Below are 17,286 nucleotides of genomic sequence, written 5' to 3'. Positions count from 1 at the left end.
CATGGTCGGGCGACAAGCTCAGTGTCATGACCGAGAGCTTCCGCCGCGACGGCGAGTACGAGCAGTACGCGAACCCCTACCAGGGCGCCCAGCAGCACGCCTCCTCCCCCGTCAACCCCGAGTGGCCGGCCCCGCCGACCCAGCCCCCCGCGCCGCAGCCGGTGACGGTGGAGCCGGGGACCACGGTGTGGCCGGCGCAGACTCAGGTCGCCGGCGGTGACGGCAACGGCGGCGGTACCGCTGTCCTGACGGCGGTGGCGGCGGAGCCGGTGGCTCCCGCGCCCTCGCCCTCGCAGAAGAAGCGCGCCCGCGGTCCCTTCGCCCTCCTGGCCGCCGTCGCGATCGTCGCCGCGGCGATCGGCGGCGGTACGGCGTACGGCATCCAGGAGCTGACCGGCAACGACACGGTCACCTCCAGCAGCACCAGCACCAACGTGGTGCCGTCCGCCGACAAGGGCACGGTCTCCGGGGTCGCCAAGGCGGTCAGCCCGAGCATCGTCGAGATCAACGCGACACTCAGCAACGGCTCCTCCACCGGCTCCGGCGTGATCATCACCAGCGACGGCGAGATCATCACCAACAACCACGTCATCTCCGGCGCCACCTCGATCAAGGTCTCGACGAGCGACGGCAAGGAGTACACGGCCAAGGTCGTCGGCACCGACAGCGCCAAGGACCTCGCCCTGATCAAGCTGGAGAACGCCTCCGGCCTCACCACCGCGACCCTCGGCAACTCCGACGGCGTCCAGGTCGGCGACACGGTCGTGGCGATCGGCTCCCCCGAGGGCCTCACCGGCACGGTGACCAGCGGCATCGTCTCCGCCCTGAACCGTGACGTGACCGTCTCGACGGACGAGAGCCAGGGCCAGCAGCAACAGCAGCAGGGCGGCGGGTGGCCGTTCGAGTTCGGCGGCCAGCAGTTCAACGGCGACACGGGCTCGTCGACGACGACCTACAAGGCCCTCCAGACGGACGCCTCGCTGAACCCCGGCAACTCCGGCGGCGCGCTGATCGACATGAACGGCAACATCATCGGCATCAACTCGGCGATGTACTCGGCCGCGGACTCCACGTCCTCCTCCAGCGCCGGCAGCGTCGGCCTCGGCTTCGCCATCCCGATCAACACCGTCAAGGCCGACCTCGCGAAGCTGCGGGCCGGCGGCACCGACAGCTGAACCACTGAGCGCGTAGGGAGTACGTCATGATCAAGCAGGTTTCCCACGAGGTGGCCGCCCACGACCCGGCCGGATTCACGCTGGCCCTTGAAGTGGCGTACGAGCTGCACGCGCCGACGGCACCCGCAGTCCGGGCCCCCGAGATCTCCACGGCGGCCGCCCGCCGCACGGCCCGGCGCCGCCGGGTGCGCGCCTGACGCACCTGCCGCGCCTGACCTGGCCCGTGCCCGACCCTTCCCATGCTTGACCCGACCTCCGGCAGACGTGCGACGCTGAAGGCGCCCACGTCCCACCGCACCCCGAGGAACCGCGAGCGATGAGCCCCGCCGATGGCGACCGTGACCCCCAGCGCATCCTGATCGTCGACGACGAGCCGGCCGTGCGCGAAGCACTCCAGCGCAGCCTCGCCTTCGAGGGCTACGACACGGAGGTCGCGGTCGACGGCGCGGACGCGCTGGAGAAGGCGACCGCGTACCAGCCTGACCTCGTCGTCCTCGACATCCAGATGCCCCGCATGGACGGCCTGACCGCCGCCCGCCGGATGCGCGGCGCGGGCACCACCACGCCGATCCTGATGCTGACGGCACGGGACACGGTCGGCGACCGGGTGACCGGCCTGGACGCGGGCGCCGACGACTACCTGGTCAAGCCGTTCGAGCTGGACGAGCTGTTCGCGCGCGTCCGTGCGCTGCTGCGGCGCAGCTCGTACGCGGCGGCCGGGGCGGGGGCCGTGCCGGAGGACGAGGCGCTGACCTTCGCGGACCTCCGCATGGACCTGGCGACGCGGGAAGTCACCCGGGCCGGGCGCCCGGTGGAGCTGACCCGCACGGAGTTCACGCTGCTGGAGATGTTCATGGCGCACCCGCGCCAGGTCCTGACCCGGGAGCAGATCCTGAAGGCGGTCTGGGGCTTCGACTTCGAGCCGTCGTCGAACTCCCTCGACGTGTACGTCATGTACCTGCGCCGCAAGACCGAGGCGGGCGGCGAGCCCCGCCTCGTGCACACGGTGCGGGGCGTGGGCTATGTGCTCCGACAGGGCGGCGCGGAGTGAGAAGGGTTCTGCGCCGTTTCCAGACCCTGCCGATCCGGGCACGGCTGTCGCTGCTGGTGGCTGCGGCGGTGGCGTTCGCGGTGGCGGCGGTTTCGGTGACGTGCTGGTTCATCGTGCAGGGCAAGCTGTACGACCAGGTGGACAGCGACTTGCAGAAGCTGATGCAGGGACCGCGGCAGATCCAGCAGATCAGCGATGCCGAGGCCGCCCTCAACGCCTGCACCACGACCCCGACGAACGGCACCGGCTTCAACTTCCGCAACAACTACTCGCAGGTGGTGACGGACAGCGGAAAGGTCTGTGTCTTCGACGGCTCCACGGGCACGATCAAGGTCACCCAGGCCGACAAGGACGTGATCAAGGAGGCCGACAGCAACCGGCTTCATTTCCGCAACGGCACCGACGAGAACGGCAACGCGGTCCGCGTGGTGACCCGCTATCTGGGCCCCACCAGCACCGGCACCGGCCAGGCCGGCCCCGCCGTCGGAGTCGTCGCCGCCGTCCCTCTGAAGAGCACCGAGTCCACCCTCAACGAACTCGCCCTCATCCTCCTCCTCGTCTCCGGCATCGGTGTACTCGGCGCAGGAGCTGCCGGTCTCGCGGTCGCCCGCGCGGGTCTCCGTCCCGTCGACAAGCTCACCGAGGCCGTCGAACATGTGGCCCGTACTGAGGACCTGAGCGTCAGGATCCCCGTCGAGGACGACTCCGAGGACGAGGTCGCCCGGCTCTCAAGGTCGTTCAACTCCATGACGACCTCCCTCGCCAACTCCCGCGACCTCCAGCAGCAGCTCATCGCCGACGCCGGGCACGAACTCCGTACGCCGCTCACCTCCCTGCGGACCAACATCGAGCTTCTCACCCGAAGTGAGGAGACGGGGCGGCCCATCCCGGAGGCGGATCGCAAGGCGTTGCTCGCGTCGGTGAAGGCACAGATGACGGAACTGGCGGCTCTTATCGGCGACTTGCAGGAGCTTTCCCGCTCGGAAGGCCAGCGCGGCGAACGCGTGCAGGTCGTGTCGCTGGAGGACACCGTCGAGTCGGCGCTGCGCCGGGCCCGGCTCCGTGGGCCGGAGTTGACGATCAACGCCCACCTGGAACCCTGGTTCGCCCGTGCGGAGCCCGCCGCTCTGGAGCGCGCGGTCGTCAACATCCTCGACAACGCCGTGAAGTTCAGCCCCGAGGGCGGCACGATCGACGTACGACTGGACGGCGGCGTCCTCACCGTCCGCGACCACGGCCCCGGCATCCCCGCCGAGGAACTCCCGCACGTCTTCGACCGCTTCTGGCGCTCCCCCAGTGCCCGCGCCCTCCCCGGCTCAGGGCTCGGCCTGTCCATCGTCGCCCGCACCGTGGAGCAGTCCGGCGGCCAGGTGACCCTGGATCAGGCGGACGGCGGCGGCACGATCGCGACCGTACGGCTGCCGGGGGCTCCGACGCCTCCGCCGGAAACGCTCTGAACGTACCGGCAACCTTTGCGGCCCGCGCGGCAACCACGTTCCGTCCCGCACCCCCACGGAACGGAAGCCGTACGGATGACCGACACCCGCAGCAAGCCCCGCCATCGCCGGCGCAAGACCGCTCTTGTCGTCGGCGCCCCCCTCGCCCTGACGGCGGCCGGTGTTCTCGCCTACAGCCCCGTCTTCGGTGACGACGCCGAGAACGCCGCGTCCGCCGCCACCGCCGCCGCGCCCGCCTGGGCCACCGCCACCGCCGACGGCTTCGCCTCCGTCAACGCCCTGGGCCAGAACGGCACTTACGGCGGGCGGGACGGGCAGATCGTGACCGTCAGGACGCTCGCCGATCTGGAGAAGTACGCGACGGCCGCCGAGCCGTACGTCATCGTCGTCGCCGCCACCATCAACATGGACCCGGTCGGCAAAGAGATCAAGGTGCAGTCCAACAAGACCATCGTCGGGTCCGGGACCTCCGGGCACATCGTCGGCGGTGGGTTCTTCCTCGGCACCGGCGTCCACAACGTCATCATCCGGAACCTGACCATTCGGGACGCCTATCAGGGCGTCTGGAACGACAAGGAGCATGACTTCGACGGCATCCAGATGGATGGCGCGCATCATGTCTGGATCGATCACAACGACCTGCGGCACATGGCCGACGGGCTCATCGACGTGCGGAAGGACAGCACGTACGTGACCGTCTCCTGGAACAAGATGAGCCAGGACAACAAGGCGTTCGGCATCGGGTGGACCGACAACGTCGTCACCGACATCACCATCCACCACAACTGGATCCGGGAGACCGAGCAGCGCAACCCTTCCACGGACAACGCCGCGCACGCCCACCTCTACAACAACTTCCTGGAGGACGTCGCGGGCACCGACATCACGTCCTCGTACGGGAACTACTCGCGCGGCGCCACCAAGATGGTGCTGGAGAACTCCTACTTCCAGGGCATCAACAACCCCGTCATCAAGGACAGCACCGCCACCGTCGTCCAGAAGGGCAACACCTTCGTCGGGACGAGCGGGAGGAACGAGAGCGGGGGTACCGCCTTCGATCCGAAGAGCTACTACGCCTACACGCTCGACGCGACGGCCAACGTGCCCTCGCTCCTCAAGTCCGGGGCCGGCCCGCGGAGTTCGATCGGCACCGCCGCGTCCACCCTGGCCGCCGCTGCCACCACCCTCACCGTCGCCAAGGACGGCTCCGGGCAGTACACGACCGTGCAGGCCGCGGTGAACGCCGTACCGGCCAACAACGCCTCGCGCGTCGTCATCCAGGTGAAGCCGGGGACGTACCGCGAGCTGGTGAAGGTGCCGTCCAACAAGCCGCACGTCACCATCCAGGGCACGGGCGGCAGCCGTAAGGACACGGTGATCGTCTACAACAACGCCTCGGGGACGCCGAAGCCGGACGGTTCGGGGACCTACGGCACCGGCGGCAGCGCCACCGTCGCCGTCGACGCCGATGACTTCCAGGCGCGCAACCTGACCATCTCCAACGACTTCGACGAGGCCGCCCACACCGACATCGCCCAGCAGGCCGTCGCCCTGCGCACCAGCGCCGACAAGGTGTTCCTGGACGGGGTCATCGTCAGCGGCGACCAGGACACGCTGCTGATGGACACGGCCGCCAAGGACAAGCTGGGCCGGGTCTACCTGACCAACTCCTACGTCATCGGCAACGTCGACTTCATCTTCGGGCGCGCCACCGCGGTGATCGACAAGTCCGTCATCACGCTGAAGAAGCGCTACAACGGCACCTCCGCCGGCTATGTCACCGCCCCCAGCACGGCCGCCGACCGCAAGGGCTTCCTGATCGCCAACTCCACGGTCAACGGCGATGTCTCGGCCGCGAGCTTCTATCTCGGCCGCCCCTGGCACGCCGGCGGTGACGCGACCCTCGACCCGCAGACGACCGTCCGCAACACCAGCCTGAGCGCGGCGATCAAGTCGACCCCGTGGACCGACATGAGCGGCTTCTCCTGGAAGGACGACCGGTTCGCCGAGTACAAGAACACCGGCGCCGGATCGGGTGCCGCGAGCGGCGACCGGCCCCAGCTGAGCGACGCGCAGGCCGCGAACCAGGAGGTCGCGGACTGGCTGGGCGACTGGACGCCGACCGCCTCCTGACCACGGCTGTTGTCAGTGCCTGTTGCTAACGTGCCTCGTCCGGTCATCAGCGTGTGAAGGGACGGGGCGCGTGCGGGACGTGACATGCCATCAGGTCGGTGAGCAGCGGTTGGCCGAGGCGCTCGACGACATCCACGGGCGGGCGTACTCGCGCTGGCACTCCCTGCGGTACGGCAGCATCTCGCCGGCCCTGATACAGGCCATGGCGGACGAACTCCTCGACCATGTCGCCGCCCGCGCCATCACGGAACCGGGGCTCGACGAGCAGGCGCGCGCGGTCGCCGTGACCGCGGCGGAGTGCGTGCACGGAGTGCTGAGCGTCCTGTGCTTCCCGGGCGGGGACCAGGAGATCCGGTTCCCCCTCGTCGGGGAACGGATCAGCACGGACCCCGACGACGACGAGTTCGGCGACGGCCCCCTCACCTTCCGGGATGTCGTCGAGGAGGCGCCCACCGCGCGGACCTGGCTCGACATGTTCGAGGTGTGTGTCGTCAGCGGGCTCGTGCGGGACCGGGACCGGGTCACCGGTCTGCTGCTGCGGGGCGACTACGCGCCCGCCATCCGTGACGGCGTCCCCTACAACCCGTACCCCTCCGTCTCCGCGCCCGCCGACCTCGCCGCCATGGACGCGCTCTGCCTCTATCTCACCGAGGCGGCCGGGCATCTGCCCCGCGACTGGCCGGCCGTCACGCTGCGCAAGCCCGAGGCCGGTGAGCGCGCGGAGGCGGCCCGGCGGCTGGACGAGAACGGCGACGCGCTGAGCGCCGACCAGCGGCTACTGCGCGTACTTCTCGACGACGACCAGGACTCCTTCGAGGAAGCGCTCGCGGCCCGACTGGTGGCGTACCGGGAGAGTGCCGGTGCTGACGCCGATCCCTCGCCCCGCTCGCTCCTCCCCCTCGGCATCCTCGCCCTGGCCTGTCTCGCCGTGCAGGTCCATGGCTGGGAACTCGGTGTCCGGTCCGGCTATCTGCCGCACGGACTGCTGGGGGCGGCGGCATGGGTGTGACCTTGCGGGAGTACCGCGCCGACCGGCGCTCCCGGCTGAAGGTGCTCGGGCTCATCGCGCTGATGCTGGCGTGCGGGGTGCTGGAGGTGGTCATCAACGACATACCGGGCTGGGTGGCGGTGCTCCTGATAACCGTCCTGACCGTCGTCGACGGTGTGTGGGCCCTGTCCCTGTGGCGGGCGCGCACGGTGGTGCGGGCGGACGGGATAGCCGTCGTGGGAGTGGTGCGGGCCCGGAAGTGGGCGTGGCACGACATCCAGGACATCGTCGTGGAGACGCAGTCCTCCCCACCCCGGCGGCTCATACGCCTGCATGACACCCAAGGCCGGAAGACCACCCTGCCGTACGTCACCGAGGCCCACCTGCCGGACCTCCACGCCCTGCGGCCCCGTTAGGCTCCGCCGACGTCGGCCCCGAGCCTTAAAGCCCACGCTCATCGCGTTGCCAGCTCCGCCACAGGCTCTCGTCACACCGTGTTCGGATGGCGCGGAAGATCCTGCTGGCCGACGACGACGAGGCCGTGAGAGAAGGGCTCGGGCTGCTGCTGCGGTTCGAGGGGTACGAGACCGTCCTCGCCGGGGACGGGCGCAGTGCCCTGGAACTCATGGCGGCCGGCCCGGACCTGGTGCTGATGGACGTCACCATGCCCGAGCTCGACGGGCTGGCCGCCACCCGCCGTATCCGGGCCTCCGGGTCCACCGTCCCGATCCTGATGATCACCGGCCGGGCCGCGGTCGGCGACCGGATCGTCGCCCTCGACAACGGCGCCGACGACTATCTCGCCAAGCCCTTCGACGCCGAGGAACTCCTCGCCCGGGTCAGGGCGTTGCTGCGGCGCAGCCGACCGCGCGTGGTGCCGCCGCAACCCAGTGAGCAGCTGTCGTTCCAGGACATCGCCATCGATCTGCGCACCCGCGCCGTCACCCGCGGCGGCCGTCCCCTCGACCTCACCCGCACCGAGTACGCGCTGCTCGCCTACCTCATGCGGCATCCGGCCAAGGTGCTCAGCCGGGCGCAGATCCACAAGGAGGTGTGGGGCTTCGACTTCGAGCCCGCCTCCAACACCCTGGACGTGTACGTCATGTATCTGCGGCGCAAGCTGGAGAGCCGCGGCGAACCGCGGCTCATCCAGACCGTGCGCGGCCTGGGCTACACGCTCAGGAGCCCGGCGGGGCTGCCGGTCGGCCGCACCTCCCGCTGACCGGCGTACGCCAGGCGCGCGTACGTCCCGCCGCGCCGGACGAGTTCGTCGTGCGTCCCCTCCTCCACCAGCCGTCCGCCGTCCACGACGAGGATGCGGTCGGCGTCGGGGGCGAGGCTCAGATCGTGCGTGATCATGAGGGTCGTACGGCCTGACATCAGATGGCGCAGCGGCTGGACGATCCGCCGCGCGGCCATCGCGTCCAGGCCGGCCGTCGGCTCGTCGAGGATCAGGACGGGCGCGGCACGCAGGATCGCGCGGGCGATGGCGACGCGCTTGAGCTGGCCGCCGGAGAGGGCGGCGGTGCCGGGGGCGATGACGGTGTCGTAGCCGCCCGGGAGTTCGGTGACGAAGGTGTGCGCGGCGGCGGCCGCGGCGGCCCTCTCGATCTCCTCCTGGGTCGCCCCGGGCCGCCCGCAGGCGATGTTCTCCCGGATCGTGCCGTGCAGGATCAGCGTCTCCTGCGGGAGCAGGGCGATGTTCTCGCGCAGGAACGCGAGCGGTACGTCCGTCAGCGGGACGCCGTCCAGGCAGAGCACGCCGGACGACGGGTCGTAGAACCGGAGCAGCAGCTTGGCGAGGGTGGACTTGCCGGCGCCGCTCGGGCCGGTGACGAGGACGAGTTCGCCGGGGGCGGCGGTGAAGGTGACGTCGGTGAGCGAGTCCGTGCCGGCACCCGGGTAGCCGAAGCTCGCCCCGTGCACGCTGACCCAGCCGCGCACCGGCCACTCCCGTACGGGTTCGGCGGGGTCGGTGACGGCGGGTTCGGCGTCGAGGATCTCACCCAGGCGCTGGGCACCGGCGGTGGCGGCGGTGAGGGTGAGGCCGAGCTGGCCGAGGTTGCGGACGGGCGGGTAGAGGTAGCCGATGAAGGCGGCGAAGGCCAGCAGCTGGCCGAGGGTCATGCGGTCGGCGGAGATCTCCCACACCCCGAGTCCGATGACGGCGAGGACGCAGACCGTCTCGACCACCTCGACGAACTGCTCGTACATCTCGCTGAGCCGAGCGCCCCGGACGGACGCCCTCATCCAGGCCCGGGCCTCGCGGTCGAGACGCTTCTCCTCGTCCTGGTGCCGGTTGTAGGCCTGGGTCAGCACCACGTTGCCGAGCGACTCCTCCACCACGGACGTGATCGCGCCGTCGGCGACGCGCTCGTCCTGGGAGGCGGTGCGGATGCGGCCGGCGAAGCGGCGGGCGGCGAGCAGGAAGAGGGGTGCGAGGACGAAGGTGGCGAGAGCGAGGTCCCAGCGGAGCCAGAGGGCGGCGGCGGAGTAGAAGACGGCGGCGAAGGCGGCGGAGACGGTGCCGACGACCCCCGACACCACCATCTGCTCGATGGCCTCGACGTCACCGGTGAGCCGCTCGACCAGGTCGCCCTGCCGGTGCTGCTGGAAGAAGTGCGGCGGCAGGTCCTGCACATGCCGGAAGACCTTCGCCCGCAGCCGCAGCACGAATCTCTCGGCCGTCCAGGTGGCGAGCGAGTTGCCGAGGTAGCCGACGAGCGCCCCGAGCGCCGCGACAGCGAGCCAGGCACCGGCCGGACCCCAGAAGGCGGCGAGCGAACCGGCCTTGAGCGCGGTGTCGGTGAGATGCGCGAACAGCAGAATGGACGTGGTCTCGGCGAGCGCCGACACCACGACACACGCGATGATCGCCAGCAGCCACTTGCGGTCGCCGCGGGTGAGCGGCCAGAAGCGCTGGAAGGCCTCACGGACTTCCCTCATGTCTCACTCCCTTCGGACATGCCCGAGGCGGGGCCACCGAGTCCCTGTCGGTGGCCCCGCCTCGCGATACGGGTTGTCAGCAGCCCTTGCCGCTCTTGTTGCCGACCGGGCGACGCTGCGAAGTGGCAGCGGCCTTCTTCTGCTGCGGGGCCTTCTTCTTCGGCGCCGGCGCGGCGGGCTTGGTGTTCTTCTTGGCGACGGGGGCAATCTTGTGGAAGCTCATGGAATTCTCCTCGGTAATTATCAGGTGGGGATTACTTGAGGTTTATGTCAGCCCTTATGGGATACCGGGCGTCGCTGCTGAGTCACCTTCTTCACCTGGGCCTTCTTCTTGGGGGCCGGGGCCGGAGCGGCAGCCTTGCGGGTCTTCTTGGCGACGGGGGCGACCTTGTGGAAGCTCATTTCGTTCTCCTTCGTCGTTCGGTTTCGACATGGAAAACACTACGGGACCCCGGAAGCGGAAAAGGCCAATTCCGCTGAGACCTCGATGAATTCAGGCTGAGACAGGTTTTCAGCCGCCACCGGGAACCAAACAATGGCTTACACAGGTTTTAATACGCGAAAAGGCGGCCGCGTCGATGTCGACGCGACCGCCTCTCACTGCCCCCGAGGGGTTACTGCGTGATCGTGATCCGGTTCGTCACCGGCGGGGCGATCGGGCTCGTGGCCGAGGAGTTGGCCAGGAGGTACTGCTCCAGGGCTGCCAGGTCGTCCGTGCCGACGAGGTCGTTGGTGCCCTGGCCCAGGGTGGTGATGCCGTCGCCGCCGCCCGCGAGGAAGCTGTTGGTGGCGACACGGTAGGTGGCCGTCGGGTCGAGGGCGACTCCGCCCAGCTTGATGGAGTCGACGACGATCCGGTCCGCGCCCGTCTTCGTCAGGTCCAGGGTGTAGGTGAGACCCGAGGACGGCTGGAGGATCTTCGGGGAGGCCGCGTTGGAGCCGCTGACCTGCTCCTGGAGGACCTTGACCAACTGGGCGCCGGTGAAGTCCTGGAGGTTCACCGTGTTGGAGAACGGCTGGACGGTGAAGCCCTCGGCGTAGGTGACGACTCCGTCGCCTTCCGTGCCCTTCTGCGCGTACGTCAGCCCGGCCCGCACACCGCCCGGGTTCATCAGCGCGAGGTCGGTCTCCGGGTCGAGCGTCTTGCCGTACGCCAGTTGCGCGTCGGCGATCAGGTCGCCCATCGGGGACTCGGTGCCGGTGCTCGGGATGTCGGCGGAGATGTAGCCGATCGCGCGGTTGCCGATGGGCGCCGCGAGGGCGTTCCACCTGCCGATCAGCTCGGTCATGTCCGGCGCCTTGGCGACGGTCCGGGTGACCACGTGGTTCGCCGACTTCACCGACGTACGGGCGATGTCACCCGTCCAACGGTCGTAGGTCAGCGTCGTGTCCGTGTAGAGACGGCCGAAGGAGGCGGCCGAGGTGACCGTACGCGGGTTGCCCGCCGGGTCGTTGATGGTGCAGGCGTACGCGGCGTGGGTGTGACCCGTCACCAGCGCGTCGACCTGCGGGGTGATGTTCTTGGCGATGTCCACGATCGGGCCGGAGATGCCGTCGCCCGCGCCCGGGGAGTCGCAGTTGTAGTTGTACGACCCCGAGGCCGGCGCGCCGCCCTCGTGGATGAGGGCCACGATCGACTTCACGCCCTGGCGCTGGAGCTCCTTGGCGTACTTGTTGATCGTCTCGACCTCGTCCTTGAACTTCAGGCCCTTGACGCCCTCGGCGGAGACGACACCGGGGGTGTCCTCCAGGGTCACGCCGATGAAGCCGACCTTGATGCCGTTCTTCTGCCAGACGTAGTACGGCTTGAGGATCGGCTTGTTGGTCTTCTCGTTCAGGACGTTCGCCGCGAGATACGGGAAGTCGGCGCCCTCGAACTCCTCGTCCGTGTAGCAGCCGGCCGTGGGGTGACAGCCGCCCTTCTGGAGGCGGGCCAGTTCCCTGGCGCCCTCGTCGAACTCGTGGTTGCCGACCGAGGTGACGTCCAGGTCCAGCTTGTTGAGCGCCTCGATGGTGGGCTCGTCGTGGAAGAGACCCGAGATCAGCGGGGAGGCGCCGACCATGTCGCCGCCGGCCGCGGTGATGGAGTACTTGTTGCCCGCCCGCGCCTCGCGCAGATGGGTCGCCAGGTACTCGACACCACCGGCGTCGATGGTCTTGGTGGTGCCGTCCGCCTGGAGCTCGGTGACCCGGCCGGAGGAACCGGACGGCGGCTCCAGGTTGCCGTGCAGGTCGTTGAAGGACAGCAGCTGGACGTCCTGGTAACGACTGGGCGCCTTACCCGGTTTGCCCGATTCGACCGGGGCGGCCGACGAGGGCAGCGCGGCGGCGAGGGCACCGGCGGTGGCGAGACCGGCGGCTGCGGCGAGCAGTCGGACGGTCCGTCTGCGGCGGTGGTGCGGCTGGGATATGGCTGGCATACGCCCCCCTGTGGGTCGTCTGAGCAAGTGGGCCCCGTCCGGCGCAGCCTAAAGTCAACGCGCGTAGCGCGACAGGGGTTTCTTGGTTACATCCTGGTTTCCCTTTGCCCTCTCCTTTGCTGACGCTTTGCAGGTTTTGCAGTGCCGCCCTTTTGCAGGCTCGCCCCCGTACCCTCGTACGCATGACCAGCGACGACACCGTGCGGCCCGGCAGCACTCGCTCCATCCAGAACCATGCGGCGCTCTCCCCGGACCAGACCGACGCCGTCCTCGCGCTCCTCGCGGAGGCTGCCCGCACCGACGGCCAGCAGGCCGTCTCGGAGCAGGGCCGGTTGCAACTGCGCGGTGGCGCCCGCGAGGGCGTGGACCATCTGCTGCTGACCGTCGACGACGAACTCATCGGCTACGCCCAGCTGGAGGACACCGACCCCGTGGAGGCCCCGGCCGCCGAGCTGGTCGTCCACCCCGCGCACCGCGGTCGCGGCCACGGCCGGGCCCTCGGCTCCGCACTGCTCGCCGCCTCCGGCAAACGGCTGCGGGTGTGGGCCCACGGCGGCCACTCCGCCGCCCGGCATCTCGCGCAGGTCCTCGGGCTGACCCTGTTCCGTGAGCTGCGGCAGATGCGGCGGTCCCTGACCGACCTGGACCTGCCCGACCCGGTGCTGCCGGACGGGGTGACGGTACGGTCCTTCGTCCCCGGCACCGACGACGCCGCCTGGCTCGCCGTGAACGCCGCCGCGTTCGCCCACCATCCCGAGCAGGGCTCGCTCGTCCAGCGTGACCTCGACGACCGGATGGCCGAGCCGTGGTTCGACCCCGCCGGCTTCTTCCTCGCCTTCCGCGGCGACGAACTCGTCGGCTTCCACTGGACCAAGGTCCACGCGGCGGAGCGGCTGGGTGAGGTGTATGTGCTGGGGGTGAAGCCGGGCGTCCAGGGCGGCGGCCTCGGCAAGTCCCTCACCACCATCGGGCTGCGCCACCTCGCCGGGCAGGGGCTGCCGACGGCGATGCTCTATGTCGACGCGGACAACAAGGCCGCGGTGTCGGTGTACGAGCGGCTGGGGTTCGTGACCCATGAGACGGACCTGATGTACCGCACGGAGACGTGAGGCAGGGCCGGGCCCGTCATGTCCTGACCGGGCGGAAGGACACCCGGCGTTTCAAAGGCTCCGGTCCGCACACCCCCCACACCACCACCGCGGCGGCCAGCACCACCGCCCACCGGTCATGCGCCGCTCCCCATCTCGGGTCCTCCGTCCCCACGAACAGCGGCCACCGCCCCGGCCACAGCAGCAGCCCGAGGACGGCCGTCGTCAGCAGCGCGCCGGCCACCGCCTGCCCCGGCTCCGCCGCCTGGGTGAAACGGATCGCCGCCGCCGACGCCGCGAGCGCCAGCGTGAAGGCCGCGCCCGCCTCCAGGGTCACGTCGCCGACGGGCGGACGTATGCCGGCCGGCACGAGCAGGACCGCCGTCGTCCACCACACGGCGGTGAACGGCGCGACTAGCGCCAGCCGCAGGGCGTGACGGACGGGCCTGCGGGTCGGCACCGGAGCGGTGGTGTGCCGGGCGGGGTCGTCCAGGACGAACGCCAGGCCCAGGGCGAAGGCGAGCGCGGCGGCCCGCAGCAGGTTGAGCGCCAGCAGCTCGTCGGCGTCGTCCGTCAACCGCGCCATCGAGGCGATCAGCAGCCCCAGGGCCCCGGCGGCCCCGAGCGCCCGCCAGGGAAGCGTCCGCAGAACCGGCGCCACCAACGCCATGGTCACGCCCATCTGTCCACCCCGGCCTTCGCGTGGGGAAGGACCCGGCGGAACACGCCCCACCAGCTCCTCACTCACTCGCACTTGTCCGCCCCACCGTCGCCCCCACCTTGGGAAGCGCGCCCGGAACCCGCTCCACCAGCTCTCCACTCACTCGCACTTGTCCGCCCCCACCTTCGCCTTCACACCCAGCAGCTCGGCCACCCGGGCCGTCGTCACCTTCGGCGACGTCAGCTCCGTCCAGTTCTCCTTCACCTTCGCCGCCACCCCGTCCCGCGGCTGCTCCAGCAGCGTGCGCACGACGGTCGTCTGACCGGCCGTCATCAGCAGCGGGTCCGTCTGGGACAGGACGATCGCCGAGCCACTCGCGCTGTCGTCCAGGCGAACGTTCTTCAACCGGGTGATCGGGTCGGACTGCCCGGCCAGGGCCAGCCACATGACGGTCACCATGCGGCCGTCGCACAGCTCACCGGCGGCCTTCTCGTCGCCGGTGACCAGGACCCCGGCGACGGCGGCGGAGAACTCCGGGACGCGGTTGCCGCCCCAGGCCGTGCCCACCGTCACCTGGTGCGGGGTCGTGGCGGGGGCGAGGGCGGCGTCGCCGTCGAGGCCGTAGCGCGCGTCGATCCGCTGCCGGACGAGCAGGCTCTGGTCGTGGGCCGTGCCGCCGGCCAGGGACTGCACCTCGGCCACGGTCCGCGCCCAGTCCGCGGTCCGGCCGCGCCACTCGGGGAAGGCGCAGTAGCGCGACCCGTCCCGCTCCACGCAGGTCTGCACCTGCTCGGGGTGGAGCGAGGCCCGCTCCCGGGCGGCCGTCACGTCCGGGGCGACACCCTGGCCCTGGGCGACCGCGCCGAGGACCGTCAGCGCCAGCGCCCCGACGAACCCGGCCTGCACGGACCGCGCCCGAAGGCCGCCGCCGGCCAGCACCGCGAGCAGCGCCACCGTCAGGCCGAGCGCGGCGAGATAGAGGGCGTGCCAGGCGGCGGGGCGGCCGATCAGGTCGGAGGGCAGGGTGTTGCTGCTGGCCACGCCTATGACCGGGGTCAGCCAGCGCGTCCAGCCCTCGTCGATGCCGGCGCCGGTGCTGAGCAGGAAGAGGAACAGGACGAAGACGACGACCAGCGGTGCCGTGAACGCCGTTCGCACCAGGCGGGCGAGCAGCACTCCGGCCGCCCCGAACGCCAGTACCGTCAGCGGCCCGACCAGCAGCTCGCCCGGCGAACCGTGCCCGAGCGCGCCGGGCCTGAGCGCCTGCCAGCCGAACTGCACGGCCACGCCTACCGCGGTGAGCAGCGCGGCCGGGACCACGGACAGCAGGTGCGCGGCCGTCCGGTGTGCCGTCGTCATCACCAGCACCGTGAAGTGCCGTTCCGTGTCGCGGCGGCGGGATCTCAGCACGGCCTGGTTCCCGGCCAGCAGGATCGCGAGGCCGACGAAGAGCGGGCCGCCCTGGGTGGCGCGGTCGGCGTCCTGGAGGGCCGGGTAGCCGTCCGCGTAGTCCAGGGCGCGCCACACGATCCAGGCCGCGTAGACAAGGAAACCGAGGAGCACCGGGATGGTGGTGAGGAGCCTGCGCGCCTCGAAACGGGCCAGCGCGAACACGGCCGGCCAGGGGTTGTGCGACTGCGTCTGTGTGACGGTCGGGGCCGCCTCCATGACCGCGCTCATGCCGCCGCCACCTCCACGCCCGCGTCGTCGAGGGTGAGCAGGTAGCCGTCCTCCAGGGTGGGGTCGGCGAGGTCGGCGCCGGCGGGTGGGCTGCCCACATTGCGGAAGGAGCCGGTGCCGGTGCGCCAGCCCGCCTTCGCGCCCGGGTCGCGTTCCGCGCTGTGCCACACGCGTCCGGCGGCCACCGCGGTCAGCTCGGCCGGGGTGCCGTCGAAGCGGATTCGGCCGCTCGCCATCACCACGACGCGGTGGCAGAGCATCGCCACGTCCTCCGTCTGGTGGGTGGACAGGAGCACGGTCCGGCCCTCGCCCGCTCGGGCGATCAACTCCCGGAAGCGCATGCGCTGTTCGGGGTCGAGGCCGACCGTCGGCTCGTCCAGGACCAGGAAACCGGGGTCGCCGACGAGCGCCGCCGCCAGCGCGACCCGCTGCCGCATACCGCCGGACAGCTTCTTGATGCGCTTGGCGCGGACGTCGCCCAGGTCGACCTCGTCGAGCGCGCGTCGCACCTCGCGATGGCGGGCGCCGCGGTCGGTGAGCTCCTTCAGGATCGCCACGTAGTCGACGAATTCGAAGGCCGTGAAGTCCGGGTGGAAGCCGGGGGTCTGGGGCAGATAACCGAGCCGCCGCCGGACCTCCTGCCGGCCGCGCGCGGTGCCCGGGTCGTTCCCGAGCACCGTGAAGGCGCCGCGGTCGGCGGGGACGGCCGTGGCCAGCACCCGCAACAGGGTCGTCTTTCCCGCCCCGTTGGGGCCGAGCAGTCCGGTGACGCCTCGCGTCAGCCGCAGCGACACGTCGTCGAGGGCGCGGGTGCCGCCGTAGTGGAGGCTGAGCCCCTCGGCGGAGACGGTGGGTGTCATACGGCACTCCTGTGGAAGACGTCGAAACGGTCACGTACGAGGAAGAGCAGGCCGACCGCGAGGGCGGCGACCGCCGCGGCGACGCCCTGGCCGGCCGCGGTGAACGGCACGAGCGGGCCGTCGCCGGCCCGGTCGGTGGCGACGAGCAGCGCGATCCACGCCCCGCCGACCAGGGACGGCGCGAGTACCGGGCCCAGGCGCGGGGTGAGCGCGAGGCCGGTCGCGGTCAGGGCGAGCGCGGGCAGCAGCCAGGTCAGCGCGCGCAGGCCGTAGGAGGGGAGGGCGAGGGTCGCCAGGCCGTTGAGGCCCAGGCCCGCGGCGAGCACCGCCACCGTGCGGATCATCAGCAGTCGGAAGCCGTGCACCGGGCTGACGACCGCCATCTCGTACGTCGGGTCCAGCGCGGGGCCGTACGACAGCGCGACGCCGGCGAGCGGGAGCAGCGGGGCGAGGGCCAGGAAGAGGGTCGGCGAGTCGGCCGTGTGGACGACGCCCACGGTGGTCAGCAGCAGGAACACCACCGCCGCCAGCCATGAGCGGCGCAGCACGGGTGTCGCCGTGAGCAACCGCGCGACATGGTCGGCGACGCCGAGCCGCACGAGCAGCGCCTCGAACAAACCCCTTCGGGGGACGTCGAGTTCGGCGTCGAGCCGCTCCCAGCCGGTGTCGAGGGCGACCGGGTCGCTCACCGAGGCGAGCGTCTCCCGGCACTGCGCGCAGGACATCAGGTGCGTGTCGGCGGACCAGAGCCGGGGCGCCGTCAACTCGCCCCGGGCGTAGGCCCGTAGATCCTCGGCATCCACATGCCACGTCATGCCGCCACCTCC

17 protein-coding genes are annotated in these 17,286 nt (G+C 70.8%); 9 read left to right on the top strand and 8 right to left on the bottom strand.

The features are described 5' to 3' along the window. Nucleotides 1-26 precede the first annotated feature (26 nt). The 8 genes from OG885_RS24635 (at nt 27) to OG885_RS24600 (ending at nt 8,026) form a co-directional block, all read left to right on the top strand. Entirely contained in the window at nt 27-1,175 is a 1,149-nt protein-coding gene (locus OG885_RS24635) for a S1C family serine protease (RefSeq protein WP_405735046.1), read from the top strand. Between the two features lie 26 nt (nt 1,176-1,201). Further along, on the top strand, nt 1,202-1,372 hold the full coding sequence (locus tag OG885_RS24630; RefSeq protein WP_405735043.1) for a hypothetical protein: 171 nt from the start codon (nt 1,202-1,204) through the stop codon (nt 1,370-1,372). A gap of 119 nt (nt 1,373-1,491) precedes the next feature. Beyond that, entirely contained in the window at nt 1,492-2,226 is a 735-nt protein-coding gene (locus OG885_RS24625) for a response regulator transcription factor (RefSeq protein ID WP_399962623.1), read from the top strand. Beyond that, nucleotides 2,223-3,683 (top strand): sensor histidine kinase, encoded by a 1,461-nt coding sequence (locus tag OG885_RS24620; protein ID WP_405735040.1) that lies wholly within the window; start codon nt 2,223-2,225, stop codon nt 3,681-3,683. Before OG885_RS24625 ends, OG885_RS24620 begins: the two co-directional genes overlap by 4 nt. A gap of 75 nt (nt 3,684-3,758) precedes the next feature. After that, complete coding sequence (locus OG885_RS24615) at nt 3,759-5,816, top strand: pectinesterase family protein (RefSeq protein ID WP_405735038.1); 2,058 nt, start codon at nt 3,759-3,761, stop codon at nt 5,814-5,816. Nucleotides 5,817-5,886: 70 nt separating this feature from the next. Continuing rightward, the gene (locus tag OG885_RS24610) at nt 5,887-6,825 is read left to right on the top strand and encodes an immunity 49 family protein (protein WP_405735036.1); all 939 of its coding nucleotides are present in this window, start codon (nt 5,887-5,889) and stop codon (nt 6,823-6,825) included. Next, nucleotides 6,816-7,220: a PH domain-containing protein gene (locus OG885_RS24605; protein ID WP_405735033.1), complete on the top strand. Its 405-nt coding sequence runs from the start codon at nt 6,816-6,818 to the stop codon at nt 7,218-7,220. The genes OG885_RS24610 and OG885_RS24605 overlap by 10 nt, the downstream gene beginning before the upstream one ends. Nucleotides 7,221-7,306: 86 nt before the next feature. After that, nucleotides 7,307-8,026, top strand: coding sequence for a response regulator transcription factor (locus tag OG885_RS24600; RefSeq protein WP_405735031.1), 720 nt, complete (start codon nt 7,307-7,309; stop codon nt 8,024-8,026). Here the strand turns inward: OG885_RS24600 and OG885_RS24595 are convergent. From OG885_RS24595 to OG885_RS24580, 4 genes are all read right to left on the bottom strand, one after another. After that, complete coding sequence (locus OG885_RS24595; protein WP_405735029.1) at nt 7,975-9,750, bottom strand: ABC transporter ATP-binding protein; 1,776 nt, start codon at nt 9,748-9,750, stop codon at nt 7,975-7,977. The two genes, OG885_RS24600 and OG885_RS24595, sit on opposite strands and share 52 nt — an antisense overlap. 76 nt (nt 9,751-9,826) lie before the next feature. After that, a complete protein-coding gene (locus tag OG885_RS24590) occupies nt 9,827-9,973 on the bottom strand; it encodes a hypothetical protein (RefSeq protein WP_399962611.1) in 147 nt (48 codons plus the stop codon). Between the two features lie 47 nt (nt 9,974-10,020). Continuing rightward, a complete protein-coding gene (locus tag OG885_RS24585) occupies nt 10,021-10,152 on the bottom strand; it encodes a hypothetical protein (protein WP_405735026.1) in 132 nt (43 codons plus the stop codon). A 212-nt stretch (nt 10,153-10,364) separates the two neighbouring features. Beyond that, nucleotides 10,365-12,170: a bifunctional metallophosphatase/5'-nucleotidase gene (locus tag OG885_RS24580; RefSeq protein WP_405735024.1), complete on the bottom strand. Its 1,806-nt coding sequence runs from the start codon at nt 12,168-12,170 to the stop codon at nt 10,365-10,367. Nucleotides 12,171-12,352: 182 nt separating this feature from the next. Here OG885_RS24580 and mshD point away from each other — a divergent pair, with 182 nt between their 5' ends. Beyond that, nucleotides 12,353-13,279: a mycothiol synthase gene (mshD, locus tag OG885_RS24575; protein ID WP_405735022.1), complete on the top strand. Its 927-nt coding sequence runs from the start codon at nt 12,353-12,355 to the stop codon at nt 13,277-13,279. Nucleotides 13,280-13,295: 16 nt separating this feature from the next. Here the strand turns inward: mshD and OG885_RS24570 are convergent, their stop codons facing one another. From OG885_RS24570 to OG885_RS24555, 4 genes are all read right to left on the bottom strand, one after another. Beyond that, on the bottom strand, nt 13,296-13,940 hold the full coding sequence (locus tag OG885_RS24570; RefSeq protein ID WP_405735020.1) for an ABC transporter: 645 nt from the start codon (nt 13,938-13,940) through the stop codon (nt 13,296-13,298). 138 nt (nt 13,941-14,078) lie between these two features. After that, nucleotides 14,079-15,599, bottom strand: a complete 1,521-nt coding sequence (locus OG885_RS24565) for an ABC transporter permease (RefSeq protein ID WP_405735018.1) — start codon at nt 15,597-15,599, stop codon at nt 14,079-14,081. Next, nucleotides 15,596-16,459: an ABC transporter ATP-binding protein gene (locus OG885_RS24560; protein WP_405735016.1), complete on the bottom strand. Its 864-nt coding sequence runs from the start codon at nt 16,457-16,459 to the stop codon at nt 15,596-15,598. Before OG885_RS24560 ends, OG885_RS24565 begins: the two co-directional genes overlap by 4 nt. Continuing rightward, the gene (locus OG885_RS24555) at nt 16,456-17,274 is read right to left on the bottom strand and encodes a zf-HC2 domain-containing protein (RefSeq protein WP_405735014.1); all 819 of its coding nucleotides are present in this window, start codon (nt 17,272-17,274) and stop codon (nt 16,456-16,458) included. The genes OG885_RS24560 and OG885_RS24555 overlap by 4 nt, the downstream gene beginning before the upstream one ends. Between the last annotated feature and the right edge of the window lie 12 nt (nt 17,275-17,286).

This window comes from Streptomyces sp. NBC_00028, assembly GCF_045041065.1.
GTDB lineage: Bacteria > Actinomycetota > Actinomycetes > Streptomycetales > Streptomycetaceae > Streptomyces.
Note: the sequence above shows the minus strand (reverse complement) of the source record. Positions and strands in the feature narration are given on the sequence as shown.